Annotated in this window: 21 protein-coding genes; 4 read left to right on the forward strand and 17 right to left on the reverse strand. The window is 60.7% G+C overall.

Features of this window, described 5'->3' with window-relative positions; all coding sequences use genetic code 11:
* Positions 1-215: 215 nt before the first annotated feature.
* A complete protein-coding gene (locus tag KGA81_RS22460) occupies positions 216-1,184 on the reverse strand; it encodes a LysR family transcriptional regulator (RefSeq protein ID WP_223548570.1) in 969 nt (322 codons plus the stop codon).
* Positions 1,185-1,385: 201 nt separating this feature from the next.
* Between KGA81_RS22460 and KGA81_RS22465 the strand changes: the two genes are divergently transcribed.
* From KGA81_RS22465 to KGA81_RS22480, 4 genes are all read left to right on the forward strand, one after another.
* The gene (locus KGA81_RS22465) at positions 1,386-2,885 is read left to right on the forward strand and encodes an efflux transporter outer membrane subunit (protein WP_223548572.1); all 1,500 of its coding nucleotides are present in this window, start codon (positions 1,386-1,388) and stop codon (positions 2,883-2,885) included.
* A gap of 117 nt (positions 2,886-3,002) precedes the next feature.
* Positions 3,003-5,195, forward strand: coding sequence for an FUSC family protein (locus KGA81_RS22470; protein ID WP_223548574.1), 2,193 nt, complete (start codon positions 3,003-3,005; stop codon positions 5,193-5,195).
* Complete coding sequence (locus KGA81_RS22475) at positions 5,185-5,385, forward strand: DUF1656 domain-containing protein (RefSeq protein ID WP_007896379.1); 201 nt, start codon at positions 5,185-5,187, stop codon at positions 5,383-5,385. Before KGA81_RS22470 ends, KGA81_RS22475 begins: the two co-directional genes overlap by 11 nt.
* A gap of 40 nt (positions 5,386-5,425) precedes the next feature.
* Entirely contained in the window at positions 5,426-6,289 is an 864-nt protein-coding gene (locus KGA81_RS22480) for an HlyD family secretion protein (RefSeq protein ID WP_223548576.1), read from the forward strand.
* A gap of 164 nt (positions 6,290-6,453) precedes the next feature.
* Here the strand turns inward: KGA81_RS22480 and KGA81_RS22485 are convergent, their stop codons facing one another.
* The 16 genes from KGA81_RS22485 to yaaA form a co-directional block, all read right to left on the reverse strand.
* Positions 6,454-6,852: a DUF4440 domain-containing protein gene (locus tag KGA81_RS22485; protein ID WP_223548578.1), complete on the reverse strand. Its 399-nt coding sequence runs from the start codon at positions 6,850-6,852 to the stop codon at positions 6,454-6,456.
* Positions 6,853-6,987: 135 nt separating this feature from the next.
* Positions 6,988-7,812 carry an SDR family oxidoreductase gene (locus KGA81_RS22490; RefSeq protein ID WP_223548580.1) on the reverse strand — a complete coding sequence of 275 codons (825 nt, stop codon included), beginning with the start codon at positions 7,810-7,812 and terminating at the stop codon, positions 6,988-6,990.
* 33 nt (positions 7,813-7,845) lie between these two features.
* Positions 7,846-8,310, reverse strand: a complete 465-nt coding sequence (locus tag KGA81_RS22495; protein WP_223548652.1) for a multidrug transporter — start codon at positions 8,308-8,310, stop codon at positions 7,846-7,848.
* Between the two features lie 289 nt (positions 8,311-8,599).
* The gene (locus KGA81_RS22500) at positions 8,600-10,051 is read right to left on the reverse strand and encodes a mannose-1-phosphate guanylyltransferase/mannose-6-phosphate isomerase (protein WP_218426788.1); all 1,452 of its coding nucleotides are present in this window, start codon (positions 10,049-10,051) and stop codon (positions 8,600-8,602) included.
* A 214-nt stretch (positions 10,052-10,265) separates the two neighbouring features.
* Positions 10,266-10,922 (reverse strand): alginate O-acetyltransferase AlgF, encoded by a 657-nt coding sequence (locus tag KGA81_RS22505; protein WP_223548582.1) that lies wholly within the window; start codon positions 10,920-10,922, stop codon positions 10,266-10,268.
* Positions 10,923-10,936: 14 nt separating this feature from the next.
* Complete coding sequence (locus KGA81_RS22510; protein WP_223548585.1) at positions 10,937-12,112, reverse strand: alginate O-acetyltransferase; 1,176 nt, start codon at positions 12,110-12,112, stop codon at positions 10,937-10,939.
* 11 nt (positions 12,113-12,123) lie between these two features.
* Positions 12,124-13,689, reverse strand: coding sequence for an MBOAT family O-acyltransferase (locus KGA81_RS22515; protein ID WP_223548587.1), 1,566 nt, complete (start codon positions 13,687-13,689; stop codon positions 12,124-12,126).
* A gap of 129 nt (positions 13,690-13,818) precedes the next feature.
* Entirely contained in the window at positions 13,819-14,943 is a 1,125-nt protein-coding gene (locus tag KGA81_RS22520) for a mannuronate-specific alginate lyase (RefSeq protein WP_223548589.1), read from the reverse strand.
* 8 nt (positions 14,944-14,951) lie between these two features.
* Entirely contained in the window at positions 14,952-16,403 is a 1,452-nt protein-coding gene (locus KGA81_RS22525) for an alginate O-acetyltransferase (RefSeq protein WP_223548591.1), read from the reverse strand.
* 10 nt (positions 16,404-16,413) lie between these two features.
* Positions 16,414-18,003: a mannuronan 5-epimerase AlgG gene (gene algG / locus KGA81_RS22530; protein WP_223548592.1), complete on the reverse strand. Its 1,590-nt coding sequence runs from the start codon at positions 18,001-18,003 to the stop codon at positions 16,414-16,416.
* 26 nt (positions 18,004-18,029) lie between these two features.
* A complete protein-coding gene (locus KGA81_RS22535) occupies positions 18,030-19,511 on the reverse strand; it encodes an alginate export family protein (RefSeq protein ID WP_223548594.1) in 1,482 nt (493 codons plus the stop codon).
* Entirely contained in the window at positions 19,508-21,007 is a 1,500-nt protein-coding gene (algK, locus tag KGA81_RS22540; RefSeq protein WP_223548596.1) for an alginate biosynthesis TPR repeat lipoprotein AlgK, read from the reverse strand. Before algK ends, KGA81_RS22535 begins: the two co-directional genes overlap by 4 nt.
* A 15-nt stretch (positions 21,008-21,022) precedes the next feature.
* Complete coding sequence (locus KGA81_RS22545; protein ID WP_223548598.1) at positions 21,023-22,192, reverse strand: alginate biosynthesis protein Alg44; 1,170 nt, start codon at positions 22,190-22,192, stop codon at positions 21,023-21,025.
* 36 nt (positions 22,193-22,228) lie between these two features.
* Complete coding sequence (gene alg8, locus KGA81_RS22550) at positions 22,229-23,710, reverse strand: mannuronan synthase (protein WP_411736572.1); 1,482 nt, start codon at positions 23,708-23,710, stop codon at positions 22,229-22,231.
* Between the two features lie 200 nt (positions 23,711-23,910).
* On the reverse strand, positions 23,911-25,227 hold the full coding sequence (locus tag KGA81_RS22555) for a nucleotide sugar dehydrogenase (protein ID WP_046041959.1): 1,317 nt from the start codon (positions 25,225-25,227) through the stop codon (positions 23,911-23,913).
* A gap of 826 nt (positions 25,228-26,053) precedes the next feature.
* The gene (gene yaaA / locus KGA81_RS22560; protein ID WP_223548600.1) at positions 26,054-26,833 is read right to left on the reverse strand and encodes a peroxide stress protein YaaA; all 780 of its coding nucleotides are present in this window, start codon (positions 26,831-26,833) and stop codon (positions 26,054-26,056) included.
* Positions 26,834-26,880 lie beyond the last annotated feature (47 nt).

A 26,880-nucleotide genomic window follows, 5' to 3' on the forward strand; every position in this document is an offset into this window, starting at 1 on the left:
GTTGGTATTTTCCTTTATAAACCTGTTTGCCGGTCAGGAGGGTGACGGCTAACTGACGGCGCTGTCAGTTTGCGGTTTGGTTCAAGAGCTGCAGGCGAGCTGACACTCGGCCTGGCAGGAGCTGCCGAAGGCTGCGATCTTTTGATCTTGCCTTTTAAAAACAAGATCAAAAGATCGCAGCCTCGTTTCACTCGACAGCTCCTACGTGGGACCTGTCAATTCGCCACCCGAACCCCACCCAGACTCCCGCTCAATTCATACGCCGCCAGTTCCGCCTGGTGCGCCGCCAGCAATTCCGGCAATGAACCGCGCAGATACTCGACCCAGGTCTTGATCTTCGCATCCAGGTACTGGCGCGACGGGTAGATGGCGTACAGGTTCAGTTCCTGGGAGCGGTATTTGGGCATCATGCGTACCAGCGTGCCGTTGCGCAGGCCTTCTATCGCGGCGTACAGCGGCAGGACGCCAACGCCCATGCCGCTGATGATCGCGGATTTCATCGCGTCGGCGGAGTTCACCAGGAACGGTGAGCTGTTGATGGTGACCATTTCCTGGCCGTCAGGACCGTCGAAGGCCCATTTCTCCAGCGGAATCACTGGGCTGACCAGGCGCAGGCAGGCGTGGTTGAGCAGGTCGCCGGGTTTTTGTGCGCAGCCGTTGGCTTTGACGTAGGCCGGTGAGGCGCAAACGATGCTGTAGGTGATGCCCAGGCGCTGGGAGACGAAACCCGAATCCGGCAGTTCGCGTGCCAGGACGATGGACACGTCGTAGCCTTCGTCGAGCAGGTCCGGCACGCGGTTGGCCATGGTCAGGTCGAAGGTCACGTCCGGGTGGGTCTTGCGGTAGCGGGCGATGGCGTCGATCACGAAGTGCTGGCCGATGCCGGTCATGGTGTGCACTTTCAGTTGCCCGGCCGGGCGGGCGTGGGCGTCGCTGGCCTCGGCTTCGGCTTCTTCGACGTAGGCCAGGATCTGTTCGCAGCGCAACAGGTAGCGCTTGCCGGCTTCGGTCAGGGCGATACGGCGGGTCGTTCGGTTGAGCAGACGGGTTTGCAGATGGGCTTCCAGGTTGGAGACCGCGCGCGAGACGTTGGCCGTGGTGGTGTCCAGTTGTATGGCGGCGGCGGTGAAGCTGCCGGCTTCGGCCACGTAACTGAAGGCGCGCATGTTTTGCAAAGTGTCCATGGGGTGCTCTCTCGTCGAATGACAAATTGTGACACGAAGTTTCTGTTTATTTACAGGCGACTAAAGATCTACCTACGGATTATCTCGTTAACGGTAACAAAGATTCACAGGAATCCCAGCTTATCGCCTTTCAGGTCGCCCCATAGAATTGCGCTCACCTCTTACGCCCCGAACATCTCCCCACCTCAGGAAATCGCAGCAGTGCCGCGTCGCATCAGCAGAGCGCTTCAGCCGCTCAGTGTTTTGGCTTTAACCCTGGCAATCAGCGGCTGCATCGGAACCGGAGGTATTGCTCCACAGGGCAAGACGCTGGAGGCCAATTCACTGGCCACCGACGAAGCGATCCAGAGCGCTGCGCAGGATGCGCACTGGCCCACCTCACAATGGTGGCAAGCCTATGGCGACCCACAACTGAACCGCTGGATCGACCTCGCCCTGCAAGGCAGCCCGAGCCTGGCGATGGCCGCCGCCCGGGTGCGTCAGGCCCGGTCCATGGCCGGCGTGGCCGAAGCGGCCGAGTCTTTGCAGATCAATGGCGAGTCCACCCTCAAGCGCCACAACTGGCCGACCGACCAGTTCTATGGCCCTGGCGAACTGGCCAACAGCACCACCTGGGACAACAATGCCGCGCTGGGCTTCAGCTATGCCCTCGACCTCTGGGGCCGCGAAAGCAATGCCACCGAGCGCGCCGTGGACATGGCGCACATGACGGTTGCCGAAGCGCGTCAGGCGCAGCTCGAACTGCAGGACAACATCGTACGGGTCTACATCGAGTTGTCGTTGCATTACGCCCAGCGGGACATCGTCGAGGCGACCCTGAAGCAACAACAGCAGATTCTCGAACTGGCGCAAAAACGCCTGAACGGTGGTATCGGCACCCATTTCGAAGTCAGCCAGGCCGAGACGCCGCTGCCGGAAACCCATCGCCAGATCGATGCCCTCGACGAAGAGATCGCCCTGAGCCGCAACCAGCTCGCGGCCCTCGCCGGCAAGGGGCCGGGGGAGGGCGCGCAGTTGCAACGGCCTGCGTTGTCGTTGGGGGCACCACTGAAACTGCCGTCTTCGCTGCCCGCGCAATTGCTCGGCCAACGCCCGGACGTGGTCGCCAGCCGCTGGCAAGTGGCGGCGCAGGCGCGGGGTATCGATGTCGCCCATGCCGGTTTCTACCCGAATGTCGATCTGGTCGGCAGCCTCGGCTACATGGCCACCGGCGGCGGGGCCCTGGAGTTCCTGACCGGCAAGAAACTCAACTACAGCGTGGGGCCGGCGATTTCATTGCCGATCTTCGATGGCGGTCGATTGCGCTCGGAACTGGGCGAAGCCTCGGCCGGGTATGACATCGCCGTGGCCAAGTACAACCAGACCCTGGTCAACGCGCTGAGAAACATCTCCGACCAGTTGATCCGCCGCGAGTCCATGGACAAGCAGCAGGCATTCGCCGCCGAGTCGGTGGCCATCGCGCAGAAGACTTACGACATCGCGATGATCGCCTACCAGCGTGGGCTGACCGATTACCTCAATGTGCTTAATGCCCAGACCTTGTTGTTCAAGCAGCAGCAAGTGCAGCAGCAGGTTCAGGCGGCGCGTTTGAGTGCCCATGCCGAGTTGGTGACGGCGTTGGGCGGTGGCCTCGGTGCCGGTAATGACGTGCCGAATGCCGAACAGACCCAGGCACCGAAAACCCCGAGCCTTTTGCGTTGAACACAAAACCTGTGGGAGCGAGCTTGCTCGCGATGGCGGTGTGTCAGACGACATTGATGCTGCCTGACACTCCCTCTTCGCGAGCAAGCTCGCTCCTACATGACTGAGCAGGATTTCATGACTCCCTTGCCCGCACCCTTGCGCTGGCTGTACTCCCTGGAATGGCGCCGGGGGTTCTTCGACTGGGCACGCAGCGACGGCGTGACCTGGGTTTATATCTTCAAGGTACTGTTCGCGGCATTCCTGACGCTGTGGCTGGCCATGCGCCTGGAACTGCCGCAACCGCGCACGGCGATGATCACCGTGTTCATCGTCATGCAGCCGCAAAGCGGCCAGGTGTTCGCCAAGAGTTTCTATCGTTTTCTCGGCACCCTGGCCGGGTCGGCGGTGATGGTCGCGCTGATCGCCCTGTTTGCGCAGAACACAGAACTGTTCCTCGGTTCGCTGGCGATCTGGGTCGGTATCTGCACGGCCGGCGCCGCGCGCTGCCGCAACTTCCGCGCCTACGGTTTCGTTCTCGCCGGATACACCGCCGCAATGGTCGGTTTGCCCGCGCTGGCCCATCCGGAAGGTGCGTTCATGGCGGCGGTCTGGCGGGTGCTGGAAATCTCATTGGGCATTCTCTGTTCGACATTGATCAGCGCTGCAATCCTGCCACAAACCGCCAGCGCCGCCATGCGCAACGCCCTGTATCAGCGCTTCGGCGTGTTTGCCCTGTTCGTCACCGACGGCTTGCGTGGCCGCAGTCAGCGCGAGGCGTTCGAGGCCGGCAACGTGCGTTTCATTGCCGAGGCAGTCGGACTGGAAGGGTTGCGCAGCGTCACCGTGTTCGAAGACCCGCACATGCGTCGGCGCAATGGACGACTCAGTCGCCTGAACAGTGAGTTCATGGGCATCACCACGCGCTTCAATGCCCTGCATCAGTTGCTCGAACGCTTGCGCAACAACAATACGGACCATGCCGTGGCGGCGATAAAACCGGGCTTGCAAGACCTCGCCGAACTGCTCGACGGCTTCAGCGGTCGTGCCCTGACCAGCGCCGATGCGGCGCGTCTGGTTACGGCGCTGAGCGCATACAAGGCAGGGTTGCCGGTGCGGGTGCGCAGCCTGCGGGCGATCTTTCAGGAGAGCGAACCGAGCGACGACGAACTGCTGGATTTCCACACCGCGTACGAACTGCTCTATCGCTTCGTCGACGACCTGCACAGTTATGCACAGACCCACGCCTCCCTGGCCGATCACAGCCACGAACGGGAGCGCTGGGACGAGTCGTTCACTCCGCAAACCAACTGGATGGCCGCAGCAGCATCGGGGATTCGCGCGGCGTTCATCCTGGTGGTTTTGGGCAGCTACTGGGTGGCAACCGCCTGGCCGAGCGGCGCGACCATGACCCTGATCGCTGCTGCAACCGTGGGCTTGTCCGCCGCCACCCCGAACCCGAAACGCATGGCCTTTCAGATGGCGTGCGGAACGTTGCTCGGGGCGCTGATCGGCTTCGTCGAGATGTTTTTCATTTTTCCGTGGATCGACGGATTCGCGTTGCTGTGCGTGATGCTCGCACCGGTGATCGTACTGGGCGCGTTCCTGACCTCACGGCCGCAATACGTCGGCGTCGGCCTGGGCTTGCTGATCTTCTTCAGCACAGGTTCAGTGCCGGACAACCTCACGGTCTACAACCCTTACACGTTCATCAACGATTACATTGCCATGGTGCTCGGCATGCTGGTGTGCGCAGCGGCCGGGGCGATCATTCTGCCGCCCAACAGCCGCTGGCTATGGCGTCGCCTGGAGCAGGATTTGCGCGGTCAGGTGGTGTACGCCATCAGCGGCAAGCTCAAGGGCCTGGCGTCGAGTTTCGAAAGCCGCACCCGCGATCTGGTGCATCAGGCCTACGGTTTCGCGGCGGGGCAGCCGCAAGTGCAGCGCGAATTGCTGCGCTGGATGTTCGTGGTGCTGGAGGTCGGCCACGCGATCATCGAGCTGCGCAAGGAGCAGGCGATTCTGCCGGTGCATCCGGCCTATGCCGAATCCCGGCCATGGCGCCAGGCGATCCGGGTGATGGGGCGTGCGCTGGTGCGGCTGTTCCTGCAACCAAACAGCAGCAACCTCGAACGCGGGCTGATCGCGGTCGATCACGCGATCAGCCGTGTGCAGTCCACCGACGAACCCTTCGCCCCTCATTTCGATACCTCGGCGTTACGCCGGGTGAAGAGCTATCTGCACTTCATTCGCACCTCGCTGCTCGACCCGCAATCACCGCTTGCCACCTTCGCCATTAGCCAGCCACAAGGACTTGAACATGCCTCGTGAAATCGCCTTCCACGGCGTGTACATGCCAACCATGACCCTGATGTTTTTCATCGCGGCGGCGTTGGCCTGGGCACTGGACCGGTTCCTGTCCGGGTTCGATCTGTACCGCTTTTTCTGGCACCCGGCGTTGCTGCGCCTGAGCCTGTTTACCTGTCTGTTCGGCGCGTTGGCGCTGACTGTCTACCGTTGACTCTCTATCACTGACTCTCTATCTCTGAAGAATGCCCCCGATGAAAAAGTTTTTCAGCCTGCTGGCGACCTTGCTGGTGCTGGCCCTCGCGCTGTGGATCGGCCGCTCCTTGTGGGAGCACTACATGAACACGCCATGGACCCGTGACGGCCGTGTGCGCGCCGATATCATCAACGTCGCCGCCGACGTCACCGGTGAAGTGGTAGACGTGCCGGTGCGCGACAACCAACTGGTGAAGAAGGGCGATTTGCTGATGCAGATCGACCCCGAGCACTACCGTCTTGCGGTGAAGCAGGCGCAGTCGCTGGTCGCCTCGCGCAAGGCAACCTGGGAGATGCGCAAGGTTAACGCCCATCGTCGCGCCGATATGGACAACCTGGTGATCTCCCGGGAAAACCGCGACGACGCCAGTAACCTCGCCGACTCGGCCCTGGCCGATTACCAGCAGGCCCAGGCGCAACTGGAAGCCGCCGAGCTCAACCTCAAACGCACTGAAGTGCGCGCAGCGGTGGACGGCTACGTCACCAACCTCAACGTGCATCGCGGCGACTATGCGCGCATCGGAGAGGCGAAAATGGCCGTGGTCGACATGAACTCGTTCTGGGTCTACGGCTTCTTCGAAGAAACCAAGCTGCCCCATGTGCGCGTGGGTGATAAGGCCGACATGCAACTGATGAGCGGCGAAGTGCTCAAGGGCCACGTGGAAAGCATTTCCCGTGGCATCTACGACCGCGACAACCCGGAGAGTCGCGAGTTGATTGCCGACGTCAACCCGACCTTCAACTGGGTGCGCCTGGCACAACGGGTGCCGGTGCGCATTCATATCGATGAAGTTCCGGAGGGTGTGGTGTTGGCGGCGGGGATTACTTGTACGGTGGTGGTGAAGTCTGCGACTGGTGAGTAACCCTGTGGCGAGGGGGCTTGTCGGGTCGCCGCATCGCCCCGTTGGGTCGCGAAGCGGCCCCAAAACCTGCCATCAGGTCATTTCGGGCAAACCGCATTTACAGGTTTGGCGACTGCTGCGCAGCCGAGCGGGGGCAAGCCCCCTCACCACAGAAAGCGCATGCGTCAACCTTTGCAAAACGTCTCATGCAGATGCCGCCAGATCACCCGGCCATCCACCTGCTTCTCGAACACCACCGTGGAGCGACGATCCGAGTGCAGTCCGGTGGCATCGGTCTGTTGTTCGCGATAACTCACGGTCGCGCCGCCGTCGTACAACGCAATACCACGCAACTCACTGAGCTCGATGCGAAACCCCAGTTTCTTGCCGCCCGCCAGCGTGAACAGTTCGTTCAGCGCGTCAAAATCCAGCACCCGGCCCAGCGGCGAGACCATGGAGAACTGCGGAGAAAAACGGGTCAGCAGTTTTTCGAGTTCGGATGCGTCGCGTTCTTCAGCCAGCCATTGTTCGATGGCCATGTGGGCCTGGATCACTTCGTCGAAGTATTCGGTGTAGTCAGTCATGTTGTTTCCTGAAATTTTGTGGTGTCTGTTCTGACGCCATCGTGAGCAAGCTCGCTCCCACAGGATTGGCGCCATTTCAAAATCTGCGCATGACCTGTGGGAGCGAGCTTGCTCGCGATTGCAGGCGACTAGGTCTCAGAGTTGCCCACGCAACCCGAACCGCTTCATCAGCCCGGATTCGAGCAACCCCTTGGGCAACAAACTGGCCATCAGCGGCAACGCACGACTGCCATTGCCCAGGCGCACCAGGCGCGCAGGTTTGCTCCGCTGTACGGCCTTGAGTAACCCGGCGGCGAATTCACTGGCCGGGGTCGGTTTGTCCTGGGAAGCCCTGGCCCGGGCGCGAATGCCTTCGCGCAGCGGGAACCATGGCGATTGCTCACTGATCAGTTGCTCGGCTTCTTGCCCGGCGTTCCTGGCAAAGCTGGAAGCAATGGCCCCCGGCTGGACTTCCATCACCCGCACACCGAACGGCGCCAGTTCCATGCGCAAGGCATCGCTCAAGGCATGCACGGCGGCTTTCGAAGCGCAGTAGGCGCCGGCGAATGGCGTGACCAGCACACCCGAAACGCTGCCGATATTCACGACCAATCCTTTGGTCCGGCGCAGCACGGGAAACATCGCGCGGGTGACGCCGACGATTGCGAATACATTGGTTTCGAACTGGCGTTGCATGGCTGGCACACCACCATCGAGCAGTGGCCCCATGGCGCCATAACCCGCGTTGTTGATCAGCACGTCGAGACCACCACGCTCCTGGTTGATGCGGTCGCTCAGTTGCTCAAGGGCAACACCATCGTTTACGTCAAGTTGCACGGCGGTAAATCCGGCAGCGCTCAGCATGGCGACGTCTTCAGACTTGCGCGCACTGGCCCAGACCTCATAGCCGGCGCCCTTGAACGCATCGGCAAGGGCACGGCCGATGCCACTGGAACAACCGGTAATCAACGCAACGGGCATGGCGCATTCCTTGTGCAAAAAATGGGGGAGTGATCAGTCGGAAAAACTACCCTGCAACCGCTCGGCGCGAAACTCCAGGGTTTCCGGACGGTAGCCAGGGCGCAGTGGCGGCAGCGGCAAACAGTCTTCCCAGTTGCCTCCGGCCTGCAGTTCGCCTGGGCCACGATAGCGCGGTGCGGTGTATTGATTGTCGGCCAGGTTCACCGTATCGCCCGGTGCATAGGCCGCGACCCGCCAGCGCAACTCAGTGAGCGGCACGTCGTTGCCATTGTTCAGGGTCAATTGCAGCGGTCGATCGGCGGGACATTGCTGCGGCGCGTAGCTGATGCGCAACTCCAGGCGTTGCAGCTGCTTGAGTTCGCGATGGTCCATCCAGATGACCCAGGTAGCGACGATGCCCAGCCCCACGGCGGCGGCCATGGAAACGGGCAAGGCCTTGGCCGGATAGCGCAGCAACAGGACCAGCCAGGTGATGACCAGCAAGGCGCCGATGAACATGACGTAAATCTCGGGAATAGAGAGGGTCATCCTACCTAAGCGCAGGTGGGGTTGGCGATGGGCGATTCGGTGGTGTGCCGACTGACCCCATCGCGAGCAAGCTCGCTCCCACAATGGTCCGAGCCGAACACAAAATCTGTGATCAACCCAATACCCTGTGGGAGCGAGCTTGCTCGCGATGAGGCCAGGCAAGGCAATACAAAACTCAGTGCAAAAAAAGCCCCCGCCCAGCCTGCTGCGGATAGGGAACGCAGTGGACTGGATGGGGGCTTCTTGTTCTACCGATTGCTTACTGCGCGATCGTCTTCACCGCAACCCCACGCTCAATCGGCGTCGACCGCCCGTAGATATCTTCGAAGCGTTCGATATCGTCTTCGCCCAGATAGCTGCCCGACTGGACCTCAATGATCTCCAGCGGAATCTTCCCCGGGTTACGCAGGCGATGCACCGAAGCGATCGGAATGTAGGTCGACTGGTTCTCGGTCAGCAGGAACACGTTCTCGTCACAGGTCACCTCGGCGGTGCCGCTGACCACGATCCAGTGCTCGGCGCGGTGGTGGTGCATCTGCAGCGACAGGCACGCGCCCGGCTTGACCGAGATGTGCTTGACCTGGAAACGACCGCCCATGTCCACCGAGTCGTAGGAGCCCCACGGACGGTAGACTTCGCAGTGGTTCTGGGTTTCGCTGCGGCCCTGTTCGTTGAGGGTGTTGACCATCTGCTTCACGCCTTGGACCTTGTCCTTGTGGGCGATCATCATGGCGTCCTTGGTTTCCACCACGACGATGTTTTCCAGGCCGATCACCGACACCAGCTTGCCGTTGCCGTGGATCATGCAGTTTTTGCTGTCCTGGATCACCACGTCGCCTTTGGTGACGTTGCCGTTGGCGTCTTTTTTATTGACTTCCCACAGCGACGACCAGCAGCCAACATCGCTCCAGCCAGCGGTCAGCGGCACGACGCAGGCGCGTTGGGTTTTTTCCATCACCGAGTAGTCGATGGAGTTGTCCGGGCAGCAGGCGAAGGTGGCTTCGTCGAAGGTGATGGTGTCGGCATCCTGCTGGCTGCGTTCCAGGGTCAGCAGGCAGGTGTCGTAGATGTCCGGATCGTGCTTTTTCAGCTCTTCGAGGAAGCGACTGGCGCGGAACAGGAACATGCCGCTGTTCCAGAAGTAACCGCCGGACTGGACGAACTCGGTGGCGCGCTTCACGTCGGGTTTTTCGACGAAGTGCGAGACGCGGCTGACGCCTTCAGGCAGCAGCGAGTCGTTGGTCGACTTGATGTAGCCATAACCGGTTTCCGGCTTGGTGGCCGGCACGCCGAACAGCACCATTTCACCGTTTTCGGCGGCGACGGTGGCCAGGGCCAGGGCGCGTTGCAGGGCTTTCTGGTCTTCCAGCACATGGTCGGCCGGCAGCACCAGCATCAGCTCGTCGCGACCTTCACTGACCAGCATCATCGCGGTCAGGGCCACGGCCGGCGCAGTGTTGCGACCGAACGGCTCCATCAGGATGCGCTGGGATTCCAGCTTGCGGGCGGCCAACTGCTCGTTGACGATGAAGCGGTGGTCCTTGTTGCAGACCACGATTGGCGAATCCATGCCTTCGAACACCAGGCGTTCCAGGGTTTGCTGGAACAGGGTGTGTTCGCCGGTCAGGGCCAGGAACTGCTTAGGGAATTGCTTACGGGAAAGCGGCCAAAGACGTGAGCCACTACCACCTGACAAGATCACCGGAATCATGTTGTTACTCCTTGAATATCGATTGGTTAGAGCCACGAGAGTTCTGTCGTTTCACTCTTGTTTTTGTTCCGTGTCCGGCTGGCCTTTGTAGGAGCGAGCTTGCTCGCGATGGACGTCAACGAAAACGCGCGCTGTCTGGATAAACGCGTTGCCCTGACGTTTTTCGCGAGCATGCTCGCTCCTACAGGAGACATGGGTCAGCCTGAAAAATGTATTAGCGCGTCGACACCGGGCGTTTCACCCAGACCGGCGACAGGCTGCTGCCGCTGCCGGTGACGTACAGCACCGCGGCTTCACCGCGTTCCAGCGCGACCGGTTTCACGTCGCCGACTTTGGTGGTGCCGTCGTACAAGGCCAGGCTGACCTTCACCGGGTTGATTTCACGCTCGCCACGGCCTTTGGCTGCCACGCTCGGGACCACGTCGGTCTTGCCATCGGCGGTCTTCAGGGTCAGCGCCTTGTCGCTGAGGTTTTGCAGGCGTACCAGGGACTTCTGCTTGTTCTTGAACGGCGGCTCTTCGATCAGTTGCGGTGCGCCGCTGGCGTTGTTGACCAGGGTGTAATAGTGGTCGCCGGCCAGTTTCACCGGCAGCGTCTGGCTGCCGACCTTGGCGCTGTAGTCGCCACCCGGCATGAAGCTGAAGTCACTGCTCGACAGCGGTGCGACGTCGCTCAGGTTGGTGCTGCCGACGGTGGCGCTGACTTCGGCGTTGCTGGCGTTGTAGATGCGCACGAAGGTCGAGCCTTTCGGCGCGGTCGGGCCGTACAGGGCGGCGTCGCCACCGGCGAAAGCCTGTATCGACAGCACGCTGAGGCCGGCAACCAGGGCAAAGCGTTTGGCGAGACGACGCGGAGTTGTAGTGAAAGTCATGGTGTACCTCTCTTTCAGTTTTGCGCCCGGTCGGGCGTCTCGGATTTAGTGTTTGCGGCTACGTTTTGTTGGCGAGCGCCGGCTTGTTTAAGCTCTGCGACCCACTGCGGGTCGGCGTCGCCGATTTCGTTGTTCACAGGCAGATATCGTTCAGGGAACTCCCAGATCAGCACCTGTGGGGGGCTGTTCTTGAAGGCATCGCTTTTCAGGTAGCTGAGCATCGGCAGAATCGGGCCGTGGCCGTCTTCGGCGTAATTGACCACGTCGCTGTGCAGCGCCTGCTTGAGCGCGCCGACGAAGTTCCAGTTGGGGTTTGCGCTGTAGCTGGTGCCGATCAGGGCCACCGGCACTTCGGTATTGGCGAACAGCGCGTCGTCGCCGGCGGGCTGATCTTCAGCCGCGACCGTATTGCGCTTCTGCAAGGGTTCTGTCTTGGGCATCAGGTTTTCGAACAGCGGGTCCAGCGGCAGGAACAGACGCAGATCGCCCTTGTGGGTGATGGTCTCCGCCGGCTCAGTGACGAAACGCTGCGGCTCGCCGCTCAGCGGGTACTTGTCGGCAATGGTCTTGGCCAGACGGTTGGCGGCGATCTCGGCACCTTGCGGCGTCCAGTGGGTGTCGGTGCGCAGGAACACTTGCTGGCCATCCTGTTTGGCCTGTTGCAGCGGGCCGAGCAGGTCAGGGGCTGGAATCCGGTCGGCGGCCAGGCGTTGGTGGAAATCCTTGTAGAGGTTGGCGTGGATGCTCGCCGGTTTCACCTCACCGAGGTGTTCCGGGTACAGGCGCACTTTGGCCGGCACCACCGCCATCACCAGTTGCACGCCTTTCTCTTTCAGTGTCTGGCGCACGCCTTCGACCAGCGCGTAGTTGCCTTGCAGGTTCAACTCTTCGTTGACCACCGGGTGGAATTCTTCATCGCTGTACAACCATTGGTCGCGACCGAGCACCACGCCCGGACGACCTTCGTTGAACAGTTTGAAATCCAGCGCGGCCCAGAGATTGGTGCCCAGGCGCTTGATCGGGAACTCGTCGTCGTAGTGGGTTTCCACGGCCTTGGTCCAGCGACCGTTGAGCACCGTTGCGTCGGCGTTGGTGCTGAAGCCGAAGAAGCTGCGCACCGACCACAGACCCAGTACCAGCAGGGTCACCAGGAACAGCGCGATGTAGAAGATGCGTAATGAGCGGGTCATGGTCAGATCCCTCAGAACTGGAAGTAAAGGAACGGCGAGAAGCTTTGCGCCGAGAGTTTGAGAATCGAGGCGATGAACAGCAGCAGCACCAGCGCACGCATCACGTAGCGCGACCAGTCAGCGGTCCAATAGGCCGGTTGCACCTGGGCGTCGACGCCGACGGTGTAGCCAGGCTGGTGGATGTTTGCCGGGTTATCCCCAGGCACGGCCTTGATCGTTCCCGGTGTCGCAGCGGCCGGGCCGTCGGCATCGACGTTCACGGCAGGCTTGGTCTTGGCCGGTGGCTGGTTGGTGTAGAAATCGCGCAGGCCGAAGAACGCCAGGGTCACGTAAGCCACGATCAGCGTTGCCACTTGCAGGCCGGTGAGGCTGGCCTGGTTGAGTTCCGACAGCGACCAGTCGCCGAAGCTGAACATCGCGCCGTACATGCGCCCGGCGACGTGAAGGTTTTCCGCGCGGAAGATCACCCAGCCCATCACCACCAGCAGGAAGGTCATCACCCAGCGGATCGGGTTGAAACTGCGTGGAGAGGTGTTCAGGCCGATGGCTTTTTCAATCGCCAGCCACATGCCGTGCCACGCACCCCAGACGATGTAGGTGATGTTCGCGCCGTGCCACAGACCGCCGAGCAGCATGGTCAGGAACAGGTTGCGATAGGTCATCAGCGTGCCCTTACGGTTACCGCCGAGGGTGATGTACAGATAGTCACGCAGCCAGGTCGACAGGCTGATGTGCCAGCGCCGCCAGAACTCGGTGATCGACTGGCTGACGTAAGGCTGCTTGAAGTTCTCCATGAAGCGAAAACCCATCATCAAGCCCAGGCCGATGGCCATGTCGCTGTAACCGGAGAAGTCGAAATACAGCTGCGCGGTGTACGCCAGCGCGCCGAGCCAGGCATCGCCCGTGGTCGGGTTTTGCAGGGCGAAGCAGTGGTCGGCCACCACCGCCAGGGTATCGGCGATGAAGACTTTCTTGATGAAACCCTGCATGAACCGCGTGCAGCCCTCAGAGAACTTGTCGAGGGTGTGGGTGCGGTTGTTGAACTGGTCGGCCAGATCGCGGAAACGCAGTACAGGGCCGGCGATCAGGTGTGGGAAAATCGCCACGAACGCCGCGAAGTCGATCAGGTTGCGGGTCGCCGGGGTATCACCACGGTATACGTCGATGATGTAGCTGATGGACTCGAAAATGTAGAACGAGATCCCGATCGGCAGCAGCACGTGGGTCAGGATGAACGGCGAAAGACCCACCGACGTCATCATCGCGTTGATGCTGTCGACGCCGAAGTTGGCGTACTTGAAGTAGCCGAGGATGCACAGGTCGACGGCCACGCCGAGCAGCAGCCAGCGCTGCGCCGGTTTGGTCCTGACCCCGGCGGCACCGACTTTCAGGCCGATCCAGTAGTTCCACAGCGTGACGCCGGCGAACAGCGCGAGGAAGTCCACACGCCACCAGGCGTAGAACACGTAACTGGCAATCAGCAGCAGCAGATTGCGATAGCGTTGCCCGCTCAGGTAGTACAAGCCGAGGAAGATCGGCAAGAACAAAAACAGGAACACGTTGGATGAAAAAACCATCCCGGTCTCTCCTTGTTTGATGTGTAGGAGCTGGCTTGCCAGCGAAGGCGATGTATCAGGCGACGTCTTTGTCGGCTGTGAGGACGCTTTCGCTGGCAAGCCAGCTCCTACAGGGGGTTGTGTTTGGCTTTAGGAACCCTTGCTGCCCTTTTCATTGGCCGGGTCGTAGACCTTGGTCAGGTCACCGCCTAGGCGGAAGTTCTTGAACGGTTGCATCTTGTGCTTCTTCGCAAGCACGTCCGGCGTACAGGCGTAGAGCGAGCAGAACGGCTCGAGCCAGGCGAATTTCATGCCCTCTTTCAGGTCGGTCATGTCCTGTTCCTTGCCGTTCTTTTCCTCGAACTCATCCGGGTCTTTCACCCCGGCGAGTACCCGGTCACCCAGGCGTTTGAGTGCGCCATTGTTTTCCTGGCGCAAGTCCACGCCGTTGACCTGGGCGAAACTGGCGATCATCGCCAGCGGCGGCAGGGCGTAGTTGTGGTAGGCCAGCGCCCGTTGCTGGCGCTTGAGTTCATTGGGCAGGTAGCCGTCGGCGTCGATCTGGTTGGCGCCGACCTTGTATTCCTTCACCGCCCAGTCGAACAGGTCGCGACGGTTGGTGGCGACGGAAGTGGCCATCACCGACCAGGCGGCCCAGTACGAGTGGTTGTTGGTCTGGTCGAGCGGCAGGTTGTCCCAGTCACTGACCACCTGGTCGGCCATCTTGCTGAACCAGGCTTCGATCAGCTGGGCTTCCTGCTGATGGGTGGCCAGCGGATGGGAGTCGGAAAACTTCAGGCGGATATACGCCGAAGCCATGCTGCCCAGCGCCCATTTGCGCATCGACTTGCCGGTGTGGTTGAAGTCCCTGGACATCAAGGCATCCGCCCGAGCCCAGGTCGTCAGCCAGTTCAACGTGCACTCCAGTTGTTCCGGGCGGCCGTCACGCATGAACTGCATCACGCGTTTACTGGTGCCGCGCTCGATCTTGGTGATGTCGGCGGTACTTTCGCGGAAGGCTTTTTCCGACTGCACGTTCAGGGTCGCGCGGGCCTTGTCCGAACCTTCGTACTTGCTGCGAAATTGCAACGAGCCGGTGTACGGCGTCGGCATCGCATCGCAGCCTTCGCTTTTGTCGCCCGTCTTGAATTTATCCACAGGCGCAAAATAGCCCTGGGGTGGACGCAGTGGCGCAGCCGCTTGTGTGGCCCCGGCGAACATCGCCAGGCTCAAAAGCGTCGGTGCCAACAGTGTTGAAAATTTCGGATTGCGCATGGCAGACCTCATTGCCCGACCGAAGCAGTACGCTGCTCGGCGCCCGGGAACACGTTGCGTTTGCAAATTTTCGCTTCGACTTTCTGTGGCGCTGCACCCGCTTGTTCCGGGCCCTGGACTTCAACGGCCAGCAGGTTCTGCGAGGCCCAGTCTTCGTCCGTGCGCAACTCGAAAGCGAAACGCCCGTCAGTCTCGGAGGTTTCCGGTTTGTCGATCTTGATGTCCTCGTGGCGACCGTTCATGTACCAGAGGGTGGCTTGCAGGGTTTTCACCGAAGTGTCGGCGAAGCGGATGTCGACCTGGTGGCTAGCGTTGCGCAGGTCCAAGTTCTTGCTGTTGACCATCAACTCGTTTTTGCCCGGCTTGAGCGTGGCGCTGCCGGACATCTGCGCATCCTTGCCTTCGCAACCGTTGTCCAGCAACGCCATCATCTGGCGGTAGATGGTTTCCTGATCGAGGCGGTACAGCGGCGAGAATTCCCAGATGAGAATCTTCGGCGGGTTCTTCTGGAATTCATCGCTGCCCAGGTACTGCAGCATCGAACCTTCCAGGCCGCCGCCGGGGAACGCCACGTTGAGGATGTCGGCGCCGATGGCCTCTTCGAGGAATCCGGCGAAGTTGTAGTTCTTGCCACTGTGGGAGGTACCGACGAGGGTGATCTGCGGGTTACCGGAGTCGCCGAACAGATCGCCATCACCCGCTTCGCCCTTCGGCTCGGTGGTGAACTGATCCATGTACTGGATCGCGTAGCTGGTGCCGCAGAGTTGGCCGGCCATGTTGTGCAAGGTGCCGGTCTTGCCCATGCGCCCCGACTTTTTGGTCTCGAATTCGCGCTTGGGAATGTCGGCGAATTCAGGCAGTTGCTTGACCTTCTCGGCGACGATCTTCGCCGTGCGCTGGGCACCGTACGGGGTCCAGTGCTGGTCGCCGCGGAAGTAGAAATCGTGGGCGGGCAGGGTGTCGGGCAACGACTCGTTGGTCAGCGGCGACAGGTCCGGAACGACATAGCCCATCTGCGCGAAACGACCGAGCATGGACTTGTAGTTCTTCAGTGCCTTGTCGAAGTCGTAGCTGGCTTTCTCCGCCGGGTTGAGTTTGTTGCGGTTCACCAGGCCACGGGTCGGCTGGTACACGACAACCAGCTCCACGCCTTTGCTCTTGAACGCATCGTGCAGTTGTTTCATGCGTTTGTAGCCGGCGGGCGTGGTGTCGAACTCGGTGCGCAAGTCTTCCTGGGTACGGAACAACCAATCACCCTGGGCCTGCACCAGCGTGGTGAAGTTCTGCTGGTAACGGGTGGTGTAGTTCTTCGGATCGTGAGCAGCCGGGCACAGGCTGCAGCACGGTTCCGCGGTGAAGCTCGGCGCTTTGGTTTCATCGGCGCGAACACCACCGCTGGCCGCGAGAATGCCGGCGGTCAGGGCCGACAGGCTGAGTAATTTGATCAAGTGTGGGTGCATAAGATTATCCTCAGTCCCGCATTTCGGTCTGGCGTTCGACAGGGTCGATCAGCACGGCTTTCTGCTGGCGTACCAGCAAGTCGAGAATTTCATCCTGGCGATCGCCAAGGATGCCGGTGAAGCTGATGCCGCTGGATTTGGTTGGGGCGAGCATCGACACGCGATACAGCTCGACACTCAGCGGCGAGTCGATGGACAGCGGGCCGCTGCCGTTGGCCGCCAGTTCACCGCCGACCACGATCAACGACACCTGGGCGTCGAACGGGTCGAGCTTGATGTCACGGTCGGTGTTGCTCAGGTCCTTGATGTGCCCGTAGACACCGGTCAGGCCGTTGGCCATGGCGACGTTTTCGTAGAGGCGAATGTTCACGCTGTTACGAATGCGGATGCCGTGGCGCTTGTTGCTCAACACGCGGTTGCCCCACAGCAGGTTGTCGGCACTCTCGTAGAGGGTGATGCCGTCGGTGTGGTTCTGGTAGATCTCGTTGTGGGCAATCAGGTTGTTGACGCTGTTACGGTCGATCACCAGCCCCGAGAGGTGGTTGTCGTAGCTGCGGTTGTTGAAGATGAAGCTGTCGTTGACCTCACGGGAAATAATGATCCCGTGCTTCTTCTTCGTTCCATACACCGTGTTGTCGGCAATGATCAGACCGTGGGAACGGTCGTGCGGGTCGATGCCGTAGACGATGTTGTCTTTGTAGGTGTTGCCCTTGACCACGAAGTCGCGGGTTTCGTAGCAGTAGAAGCCGTACCACATGTCCGAGAATTCGGAGCCGACGATCCAGCCGGTCGGCTCAGGGCGCTTGAGCACCTTGGCCATGTTCGGCGTGTATTGGGAAATACTCACGCCGTAGGATTTACTGTTGGCGTAGCCGAAGCTGGCGATCTTGCTGTTGGCGATGTAGGTCTCGGTGCCGCCCCAGGCCAGCAGGAACGGACGGAATTCCTTGGGCGAAGTGAACGTCGCCGGGCCGTTGTCCTTCTCGCGCCAGCCAGTGATTCTGGTATCGCGAACGAACAGCTGGCCGTCGTTGACCAGGAACGCACCGGCCTCCTGGGACAGGCGCAGTTCCTGAGTCTGTTTGTCGATTTCCAGGATGCCGTGGCGACCGACCACGATCGGCAACCGGGAGAGGAACACACCTGGCGATGTTTCGCTGAAGTACTGCTTGGGCAGCTTCTTCGCCAGGTCCTTGAGGTTCATGTAGCCGTCGTCGACGAAAATCGCCTGGGGGATGCCGTGCTGACGCACCACCCACTCGGCCATCTTGTTGTCGCCACCGATGAAGTCCTTGAGGGCGTCTTCCTGCATCATCCGGCGCACGCTGATCTTGCCGGCCTTGCTGCGCACGATTTTCGCTGCGATAGCCTCGGCGGTGTAGCCGGAAACGTCCGGCAGTTTCGGCTTGGCCAGCTCCAGTGGCGCGGTCGGTGCGCTGCTGACGGTGTAGGTCTTGGCCTGTTGCAGTTCCTTGGCCACGGTTGCCGGCTTGGCCGGCTCCGCATTGGCCTGCTCTACATTGGCGAAGCCAGTCGCACTGGCCAGCAGCATCGCGCCGGCCAACAGGCTGATCGAGCCTTTTCGGGCTGGATGATTCATCTGGGAGACTCCCTTCGCAATGTGCATCAGAAGCGCCAGATCACGTCGATGAACGCGCGGTGCATGTACGAATCGACTTCCTTGCCATACGCATCGCCTGGCTTGAACACGCCGCCACGGAAACGCACCAGGGCTGACGGCTCATCGATCGCCTGGCTCATCGACGCCGGCAACAGGCCTTGCTTGAAGTACTTGGTGACCACCAGGTCCATCTCCTGACCGAGGTCTTTCTCGCCATCGTTCAGCGGCAGCGAAGTGCTGGAGAGGATCGCGCCGGTGACGTCGTCGGTGTTGTTCTGGACGGCGTTGATGCCATTGCTGCCGACCGGCTTGTTGCCGTCGACGCGCCAGAACTTGTGGTAGATCAGGCTGGCGTCGTATTCGTCGTTGAGCATCCACGAACCGAACAGGGTGGCGCTCTGCATGTTGTTCATTTCGCCACGGAAGGCTTCACCGAAGCGGTGCACGCGTGAGCGGGTGCCGGTGTAGTTCGAACGGTTGCTTTCCAGGCCGTTCTGTTCGTACTCGGCGCTGGCGCGGGCATAGGCGGCACCGACTTGCCATTGCGGATCGAGACGCAGGCGCACGCCGACATCGGTGGCCCAGCCGTTGAGGTTTTCACCGCGCTTGGCTTCAGCCGGCGGCGTGCCATCGGCGTTCAGCGGGTTGACCTTGTCGATGTCGCCGCTCATGCCGGTGATGCTGCCCCAGTAATTGACCGTGTTGGTATTGCGCCAGTTGTAGGCGTCGCTGTCGGCGGTGAGGCCGAGCCAGCTGATGTCGCCGTTCTGTTTCTTGTCCAGCGAATCCGCCGGCACACCCGGCTCCGGGAAGTCGAGCTTGCCGTTGTCGTGGGTGTGATGACCGCGAATGCCGACCCAGTTGCCCGGTGTCCACTGGTACGCGGCATCGGCGTAGGCGTGCAGGCGATCCTTGTCTTGCGGCGACAGCTCCTTGAGGTCGGTGCGGTATTCGCTGAAGCGTTCGGCGATACCGACGTTGGCGCGTAGCAAGGTGGTGTCGAAGGTCCAGTTCAGGGCTTCGATGTTGGTGTCACGCCATTGGCCGTCGTCATTGCGCAGGCGCTGGCGACCGAACTTCAGGATCTCGCCGGGGTAGGGCGTGAAGCCGCTGTAGCCGACCCAGAATTCGCGCATGGCCAGGTAGTTTTTCTTGGTCTGGCGATCATTGTTGTCGGAGTTTTCGGCGCCATCGGACTGTTGCAGGGTGTCGGTCTCGATGATGTCGGTGGACGTCACTGCCTGACCCATGGCGTAGGCGCTCCACGCGCCGCTTTCGCCGTAGACCCACGGACGCAGGTCGAGGCCGACGCCATTGACGTCACCGCCGGGAGCGGTGCCGAGGTCACGGTCGTCTTCGGACTGGCCGGTGATTTTCACGTCCAGGCCGAAGTTCTTGGTTTCAGTCATCGCAGCGAGCGTCGGGCAAGACCAGATCAGCGCGAATGTCAGGCCGATGCCGGCCTTCATGAATGGATTCAACTTCATTTGGATTCCTCGCTGACTTCTTCTTGCAGGGTGTGCAGTTCCGGCGTGTTCGGGCTCAGGGCACCGCGCATGGCCTGTTCTTGTTTCAACAGGCGTTGGGCCTCGGCCAACCGGTCGGGCGGCAATTGCGTTTGGATTGTTTGTGCAAGCTCAGTGGCTTGCGGGGTGTTCTGGGCCAGGGCCAATTGGCTGAAGACGTAGGCGTTCAGCGGATCAGGCTTGGTGCCCTTGCCTTGGGAAAACAGTTGGGCAATGGCGAAGTCGGCGCTGTTCTGGCCGTTGCGTGCAGCGGTCAGCAGATGGTCGAGAGCCTTCTGCGGGTAGACCTTGCCCAGGTAACCACGGCGATAGATCTGGCCAAGGTAGTAATCGGCGGCGACTTCGCGACCAACGGCTTTCTGGAAATGCTCTTCGGCGACCTTGGCGTCAGCCGGCACCAGTTTGCCTTCGAAGTAGAGCTTGCCCAGCAACAGTTCGGCGCGGGGCTGGTCGGCGGCGCGGCCGTTGTCCAGGTACTTCATCATCTGGTCGACGTCGCCCAGTTCCGGGAAGTCGTAGAGCAGTTGCGCGAGGCTGACCCACGACGCCGGGTAGCCCGGTGCGATCGGTTCGAGCAGCGACTGTGCGGTCTTCTCGTCGGTCTTGCCCAGCGTCGAATCGGCGAGCACGCGGGCGACGCTGTCGACGCGCTGCGCCGAAATGGTGCCTTGGGCGTGCGCCGCTTGCATCTGCTTGATCAGCTCGGCCTGTTGCTCGGGCTTGGCCTGTTTCTGATAGACCGTGGCCAGTTCGACGTAGCAGATGTCGCTGGTGCTGAGCGCGGCCTTGCAGATTTTTTCCACGTCATCCAGATGCTGGTCGTAGGTGCCCTGGGTGCGATAGAGCAGCACCTGCGCCAGACCGGCTTGCGGTTTGTTCTCGGCACGCCATTGGCTGATCTGCTGTTGCGCATTCACGTTGGGGAAGCTGTGCGGGTATTGCAGGTACAGCATTGCCAGCGGGATCAGCGTGTTGCCTTCGCCTGCCGCAGCGGCTTTTTTCAGCAGGGTTTCAGCTTCGTGTTGTTCCGCTTCGGTGGAACCGGGCTTGGCCACCAGCAAGCGACCGAGGCGTGCCTGGGCGCGCGGCGAAACGCTGGCCGCGGCGCGGTAAGTCGCCTCGGCCTGTTTCATCTGCGCCGGGTCACGGCTGTCGACCTGGATATCGGCCAGACCGACCTGGGCTTCGCTGTAGCCCAGGTCTGCCAGTTGCCGGTAATTCTGCGCGGCGGTGGCGGTATCGCCACGTTTGAGCGCTTCGTTGGCCAGGCGCTGGTCGGGCAGGCCGGCGCAACCGGCCAGGCTCACCGCCAATGCAACTGCACACAGCGGACCCATGTAGGAGCGAGCTTGCTCGCGATGCGGCTGGCTCGGTACATCAGACAAACCGCGCGGATCCCATCGCGAGCAAGCTCGCTCCCACAGGGTCGGTGGCGTGTTGAGGGTTGGAGTAGTCACAGGCATGTCCTCGACTTAAAGACCGACAGCCATGGCTTTGTCGATCAGCCAGTTCAGGTTCGGGCCACGGTCGCTGTTGACTTCCACCGGGCGGCCGGCGAGGGAGCTGTCCAGGGTTTCGTCCGGCTGGATCAGCACGCGGATGTCCGATGACAGATCGGCGCTTTTCAGGCTGGTGCTGCTGACGATCTTGCCGGTGCGGCTCTTGTCTTCGCCGGCGATCTGGAAGCGCACCGAAGTACCTGGGCGTACGTCACCGAACTGGCGATAGGAGAAGCGCGCTTCAACATTGGCTTCGCTGTTGCGTGGCACCAGTTGGAAGATCACGTCACCCTTGCTGGCGTACTGACCGTTGGCGACCATTTGCTGGGCCACGGTGCAGTCGCAAGGCGAGGTCAGGGTGCCGGTCATCTGCTTGCCGAACAGTTCTGCAACCTTGGCCGGTTGCAGTTGGTCTTCGTCCAGATGGCCCTTGAGCACGTCGAGCATGCTGGTGCTGAAGGTCGCCAGCGGTGCGCCCTTGGCGGCCACGCCGTCGGCTTTCACCAGGCTTTGCACGGTGCCGTCGCGGGGCATGGTGATGTTCACGCCCGGCACGCTGACCAGACCGGCCTGGGCGTGGCTGACGAAGTACATGCCGTACACCGATTTGAAAACAAAGCCGAATGCAGTCAGGCCGACAACGAAGACCCCCAGGCTGAAGGTCACGGCTTTCAGGCGGCCGAACGCGGTCATGCCGTGGCCGCCGTCCTTCATCTTGCGCGCCTTGGTGAAATTGTCGCGCTGCAGGGTCGCCAGCATTTCACCCACGCTGACGATGTCGCCAGCCAGGTGCGAAGTGATCAGGTGGCGCAGGGTCGAGATGTCCCGTGGTTCCAGATTCTGGAACTGGCAGCCGGCGCGTCCGGTCTGGCGGTCGAAGGAGCGGACCTGCAATTCGACGTCCATGGCCAGGCCGAGGTTGTCGATGAGAAATTGCAGGCGGGCCTTGTACACGTCACCGATCTTCAGCGGCAATTGACCGGCGTTGAACGCCAGGCCACCGGCGGACAGGTCGATCACCCGGGCTTCGACCGGTGTCCGGTCGGGGCCGAAGAAACGCAGCTTGGCCGGGATTTTCACGCGGGCGTGTTGGCGCTGGGCTTCGGATTCATGCACTACGTTGGCGTTGACGGCGGTATTCATAGGGGGCGTTTTCCTAGTTAATTCAGGCGAGTTCGGTCAGACCATCAACAGCAGCACGGCGACAAAAATGCTGCCGGCAGAGAAGGTCATGGTCCGAGACGACCAGGTGTTGAACCAACGTTGAAAGCTGGCGAGATCACGGGTCAGAGAAGTGGGCTGGCGAGTCCAGGACTGTTGATCGAGGCGGAAGAACACGTAGATCTTCACCAGCGCACCGACGATCTGGTTGTAATAGAGAATCGCCGGGTAGGCCGGGCCGATCCGGTGTCCGGAGCACGACAGCAACAAGGTCAGGATGAACCGGGTGATGCCGATCCACAGCAGGTACACCAGGATGAACGCGGTGCCGTACTTGAAGCTGGCGATCAACGCCACGGTCAGGCCCAGCAGCGAGGTCCACATCGACACGCGCTGGTCGAACAGCACCACCGAAGTGAACACGCCGAGGCGTTTGATCCCCAGGCCCAGGGCACGGGAGTTCTGGCGCAGGTTGTTGCCGTACCAGCGGAACATCAGTTTGCGGCTGGCCTTGATGAAGCTCTTTTCCGGCGGGTGTTCAACGGTGTTGATCGCCGCGTCGGGCACGTAGAACGTGTCGTAGCCCAGACGCATCAGGCTGAACCAGCTCGACTTGTCATCGCCGGTAAGGAACTTGAAGCGACCCAGGCGCCAGTGTTGCAGCGAGTCGCTTTCCACGTCGGCGATGAAGTCCGGGTTGGTGACCACGGTGGCGCGGAACACCGACATGCGGCCAGTCATGGTCAGCACGCGCTTGGACAAGGCCATGGAGCACATGTTGATGTGGCGCTGGGCGAAACGCAGCTTGTGCCATTCGCTCATGATGTAGCCGCCGCGCACTTCGCAGAATTCGTTGGTGGTCAGGCCACCGACGTTGCCGAACATCTGGAACCACGGCACGGTCTTGAGTACCACGCCTTCGGCCAGCACGGTGTCGCCATCGATCACCGCGACCACCGCACGATCATCCGGCAGGTGCCGGGAGATGGCACGGAAGCCGTAGGCCAGGCCATCGCGTTTGCCGGTGCCGGGAATGCGCACGAAATCGAGCTTGACCCGGGACGGCGGATTCATCCGGTTCCACAGGCTTTTCACCAGCAGCTCATCGGACATTTCCACGATGGAGCAGACCACGGTGGTCGGCAGGCCGCAGTCGATGGCTTCGCGGATTACCGAGCTGTAGACCTGCGCAGTGGTCAGGGCGTCGATACGGAAACTGGTGACCATCAGGAACACGTGGGACGGGTCAGCCGCTTTACCCAGCTTGCGCACTTTGCGCCGCAGGTAGGGGTAGACGATGTACAGAAAGATCATGCCGCGCACAAAGTGCGTGGCACCCATCGAATAGCGCCAGATACCCACGGCGCCAATCAGGAAAATGAAGTCCTTCGACTCGGAGTCGAACGTGGACACGGGCAACGCCATGGCGAGGCCCATCAGTAAACTCAGGTAGAACAGCCAACCGGCGGCCTGGAGTAGGCCGTGCTTTAGCCTGTGCATAATCTGCATCCGTCTCGATCTCGGGCGAGCCTTTGGGGTGGCCCGATGGGGTTAAGGCAGGCCTGTGAAAACTGGCGGCACCCGCTCTGGATGACGCCAGAATCCCTGTAGGAGCTGGCGAAGCCTGCGATCTTTTGATCTTCAGCAATCACGCCGGCGCCAAAAGATCGCAGCCTGCGGCAGCTCCTACAGATACCGCGTTACCAGCAGATACCTTCAGCCCGGCTATTGGTGCTGGTGGCCTTGGACATGAAACCCACCAGGTCGATCACCTGCTTGCCGTGCGGGACGTCCTGCACCAGAGCGCGGAATTTCTCGTCACGGTTGCCGAGGATGATCACGTCGGAGTTGTTGATCACCGCGTCGAAGTCGGAGTTCAGCAAGGACGAGACGTGAGGGATCTTCGACTCGATGTAGTCCTTGTTCGCACCGTGAACGCGGGCGTACTCGACGTTGCTGTCGTAGATGCTCAGGTCATAACCCTTGCCGATCAGCATTTCCGCCAGGTCGACCAGCGGGCTTTCACGCAGGTCGTCGGTACCGGCCTTGAAGCTCAGGCCCAGCAGGGCGACTTTGCGTTTGTCGTGGCTGGAAACGATGTCGAAAGCGTTCTGCACCTGGGATTCGTTGCTGCGCATCAGCGAGTTGAGCAACGGCGCTTCCACGTCCAGGGAACCGGCGCGGTAGGTCAGGGCACGCACGTCTTTGGGCAGGCACGAGCCGCCGAAGGCGAAGCCCGGGCGCATGTAGTACTGGGACAGGTTGAGGGTCTTGTCCTGGCAGACCACGTCCATCACTTCGCGACCGTCGACGCCGACCGCCTTGGCGATGTTGCCGATCTCGTTGGCGAAGGTGACCTTGGTGGCGTGCCACACGTTGCAGGTGTACTTGATCATCTCGGCGACGGCGATGTCCTTGCGGATGATCGGTGCGTCGAGCTCTTCGTACAGCGATTGCAGAACGTCGCCGGACGCCTTGTCGAATTCGCCGATGACGGTCATTGGCGGCTGGTCGTAGTCGGCGATGGCGGTGCTTTCGCGCAGGAACTCAGGGTTCACGGCCACGCCGAAATCAACGCCGGCCTTCTTGCCGGAGCAGTCTTCGAGAATCGGGATGACCACGTTGGCCACGGTACCCGGCAGTACGGTGCTGCGCACGACGATAGTGTGGCGGGTGGTCTTGTCACGCAGGACAAAACCGATTTCGCGGCACACTGCCTCGATGTAGTTCAGCTCCAGGTCGCCGTTCTTCTTGCTCGGCGTGCCCACGCAGATCATTGACAGATCGGTGTCGCGAATCGCCTCGGCGAAGTTGGTGGTGCCACGCAGACGACCTGTCTGGATGCCTTGGGCCAGAAGTTCGCCCAGGCCCGGTTCAACGATCGGCGATTTGCCGGCATTGATCATATCGATCTTGTCTTTGGCCACATCGACGCCTACGACGTCATGGCCCCGTGCAGACAGGCAACCGGCACATACCGCGCCGACGTAACCCAAACCAAAAATGCTGATGCGCATCGCAATTACCTCTCTGTTATCAAGCCTGTATACATCAAGCCATTAGATGGCCGGAGTTAATGGTGTTCAGCGTGTTTTAGTGCACTCGCAAGTGTGCCTTACAGGCACAACGATGCCCTGTGCTGGCATATAAGTTACGAGTGTCTAAATAAATGCACTCAAGGTGTGCGCAACTAGGCCTTGTTGTTATGGTTTGCCCTGTTATGCAGCCTATCCTCCTGTCGGAAGGATGCAGGTGCAACGGCCTTGCACGCTCGATGTCAGGCCGAAAGCCCGTAGATCAAGCGGTTGGGTGCTCGGGTGAGCACGTTTATAGGGGCGCTGTCGTGGCCTTGTAGGGGATAGTCATACCGCGTTATCTCCTGTTCGATTGCTGTTGTCCAAATCAGTGATTAGTCAGCGCAAGTTAGTGTTTCAACTTCGCTACATGAATCGCTTATCTGCGTAAGTTATCTCGTACACGCTCGGCGAGAATCGTTACCGGTGGTATGAGCGGCGCGTTTGGACATAGTTCCAGTCCGCTCATCGTGAAATCTGAAATTTCTTGAAATATTGAGAAAGATGGCACTGCTCTCAAATTGATAGCACTTGCCGTTTCGCCCTTTATATATAGGCGGATCATTGGGTGGGATATTTTTTTGCCACTACTGTTAAAAAAAGTCAGTGCCACTACGCAAAAAAATGTTCGAAGTCGAGTGAAACTAAAGTTAGAAAATCGGGTGATGATTTTTTGGCGCCATAAATATGGCGAAAAGGCGAGGAAGGTTGAAGTGAATCAAGGGTCGGCGCACGAGGGGATGTGGAGGGCGTGCGCCGACTGGATGCATCACTCTGGTGCGTGATCGCGCAGAAACACCAGATTGTCCGGTCTGGATTGTTCGGCGCTGTAGCGATAGCCTTGAACGTCGAACTGCTTGAGGGTGGCCGGGTCGTTGATGCGTTCTTCGATGACGAAGCGGCTCATCAAACCACGGGCCTTTTTCGCGTAGAAGCTGATGATCTTGTACTGGCCGTTCTTCAGGTCCTTGAATTCGGTATTGATGATGCGCGCGTTCAAGGCGTTGCGTTTGACCGCCGAGAAATACTCGTTGGACGCCAGGTTGAGCAGCACGTCATCGCCTTGATCGACCAGGGCTTCGTTCAGCCATTCGCTGATGCGTGTACCCCAGAAAGCATACAAATCCTTGCCCCGGGCGTTGGCCAGCCTGGTGCCCATTTCCAGGCGATAGGGTTGCATCAGGTCCAGCGGGCGCAGCAGGCCATAGAGGCCCGAGAGCATGCGCAGGTGTTTCTGGGCGTAATCGAAATCGGCTTCGCTGAAGGTTTGCGCATTCATGCCGGTGTACACATCACCCTTGAAGGCCAGCAGCGCCTGCTTGGCGTTTTCCGGGGTGAACGCGGGCGTCCAGCTGCCGAAACGCGCGGCATTGAGCCCGCCGATCTTGTCGGAAACGTGCATCAACTCGCTGATCTGCGCGGGCGTCAGTTCGCGCAATTGCAGAATCAACTCCTGGGAGTGGTCGAGGTACTGCGGCTGGGTGAAGCGCTGGGTCGCCGGCGGTGTTTCATAATCGAGGGTCTTGGCGGGTGAAATCACCATCAGCATGAAGTCGTCTCCTTTAATCGTGGCGGCGATTCTAGGGGGTTGTCCTC

It is taken from the genome of Pseudomonas sp. A-B-19 (assembly GCF_019947515.1).
Taxonomy (GTDB): Bacteria; Pseudomonadota; Gammaproteobacteria; order Pseudomonadales; family Pseudomonadaceae; genus Aquipseudomonas.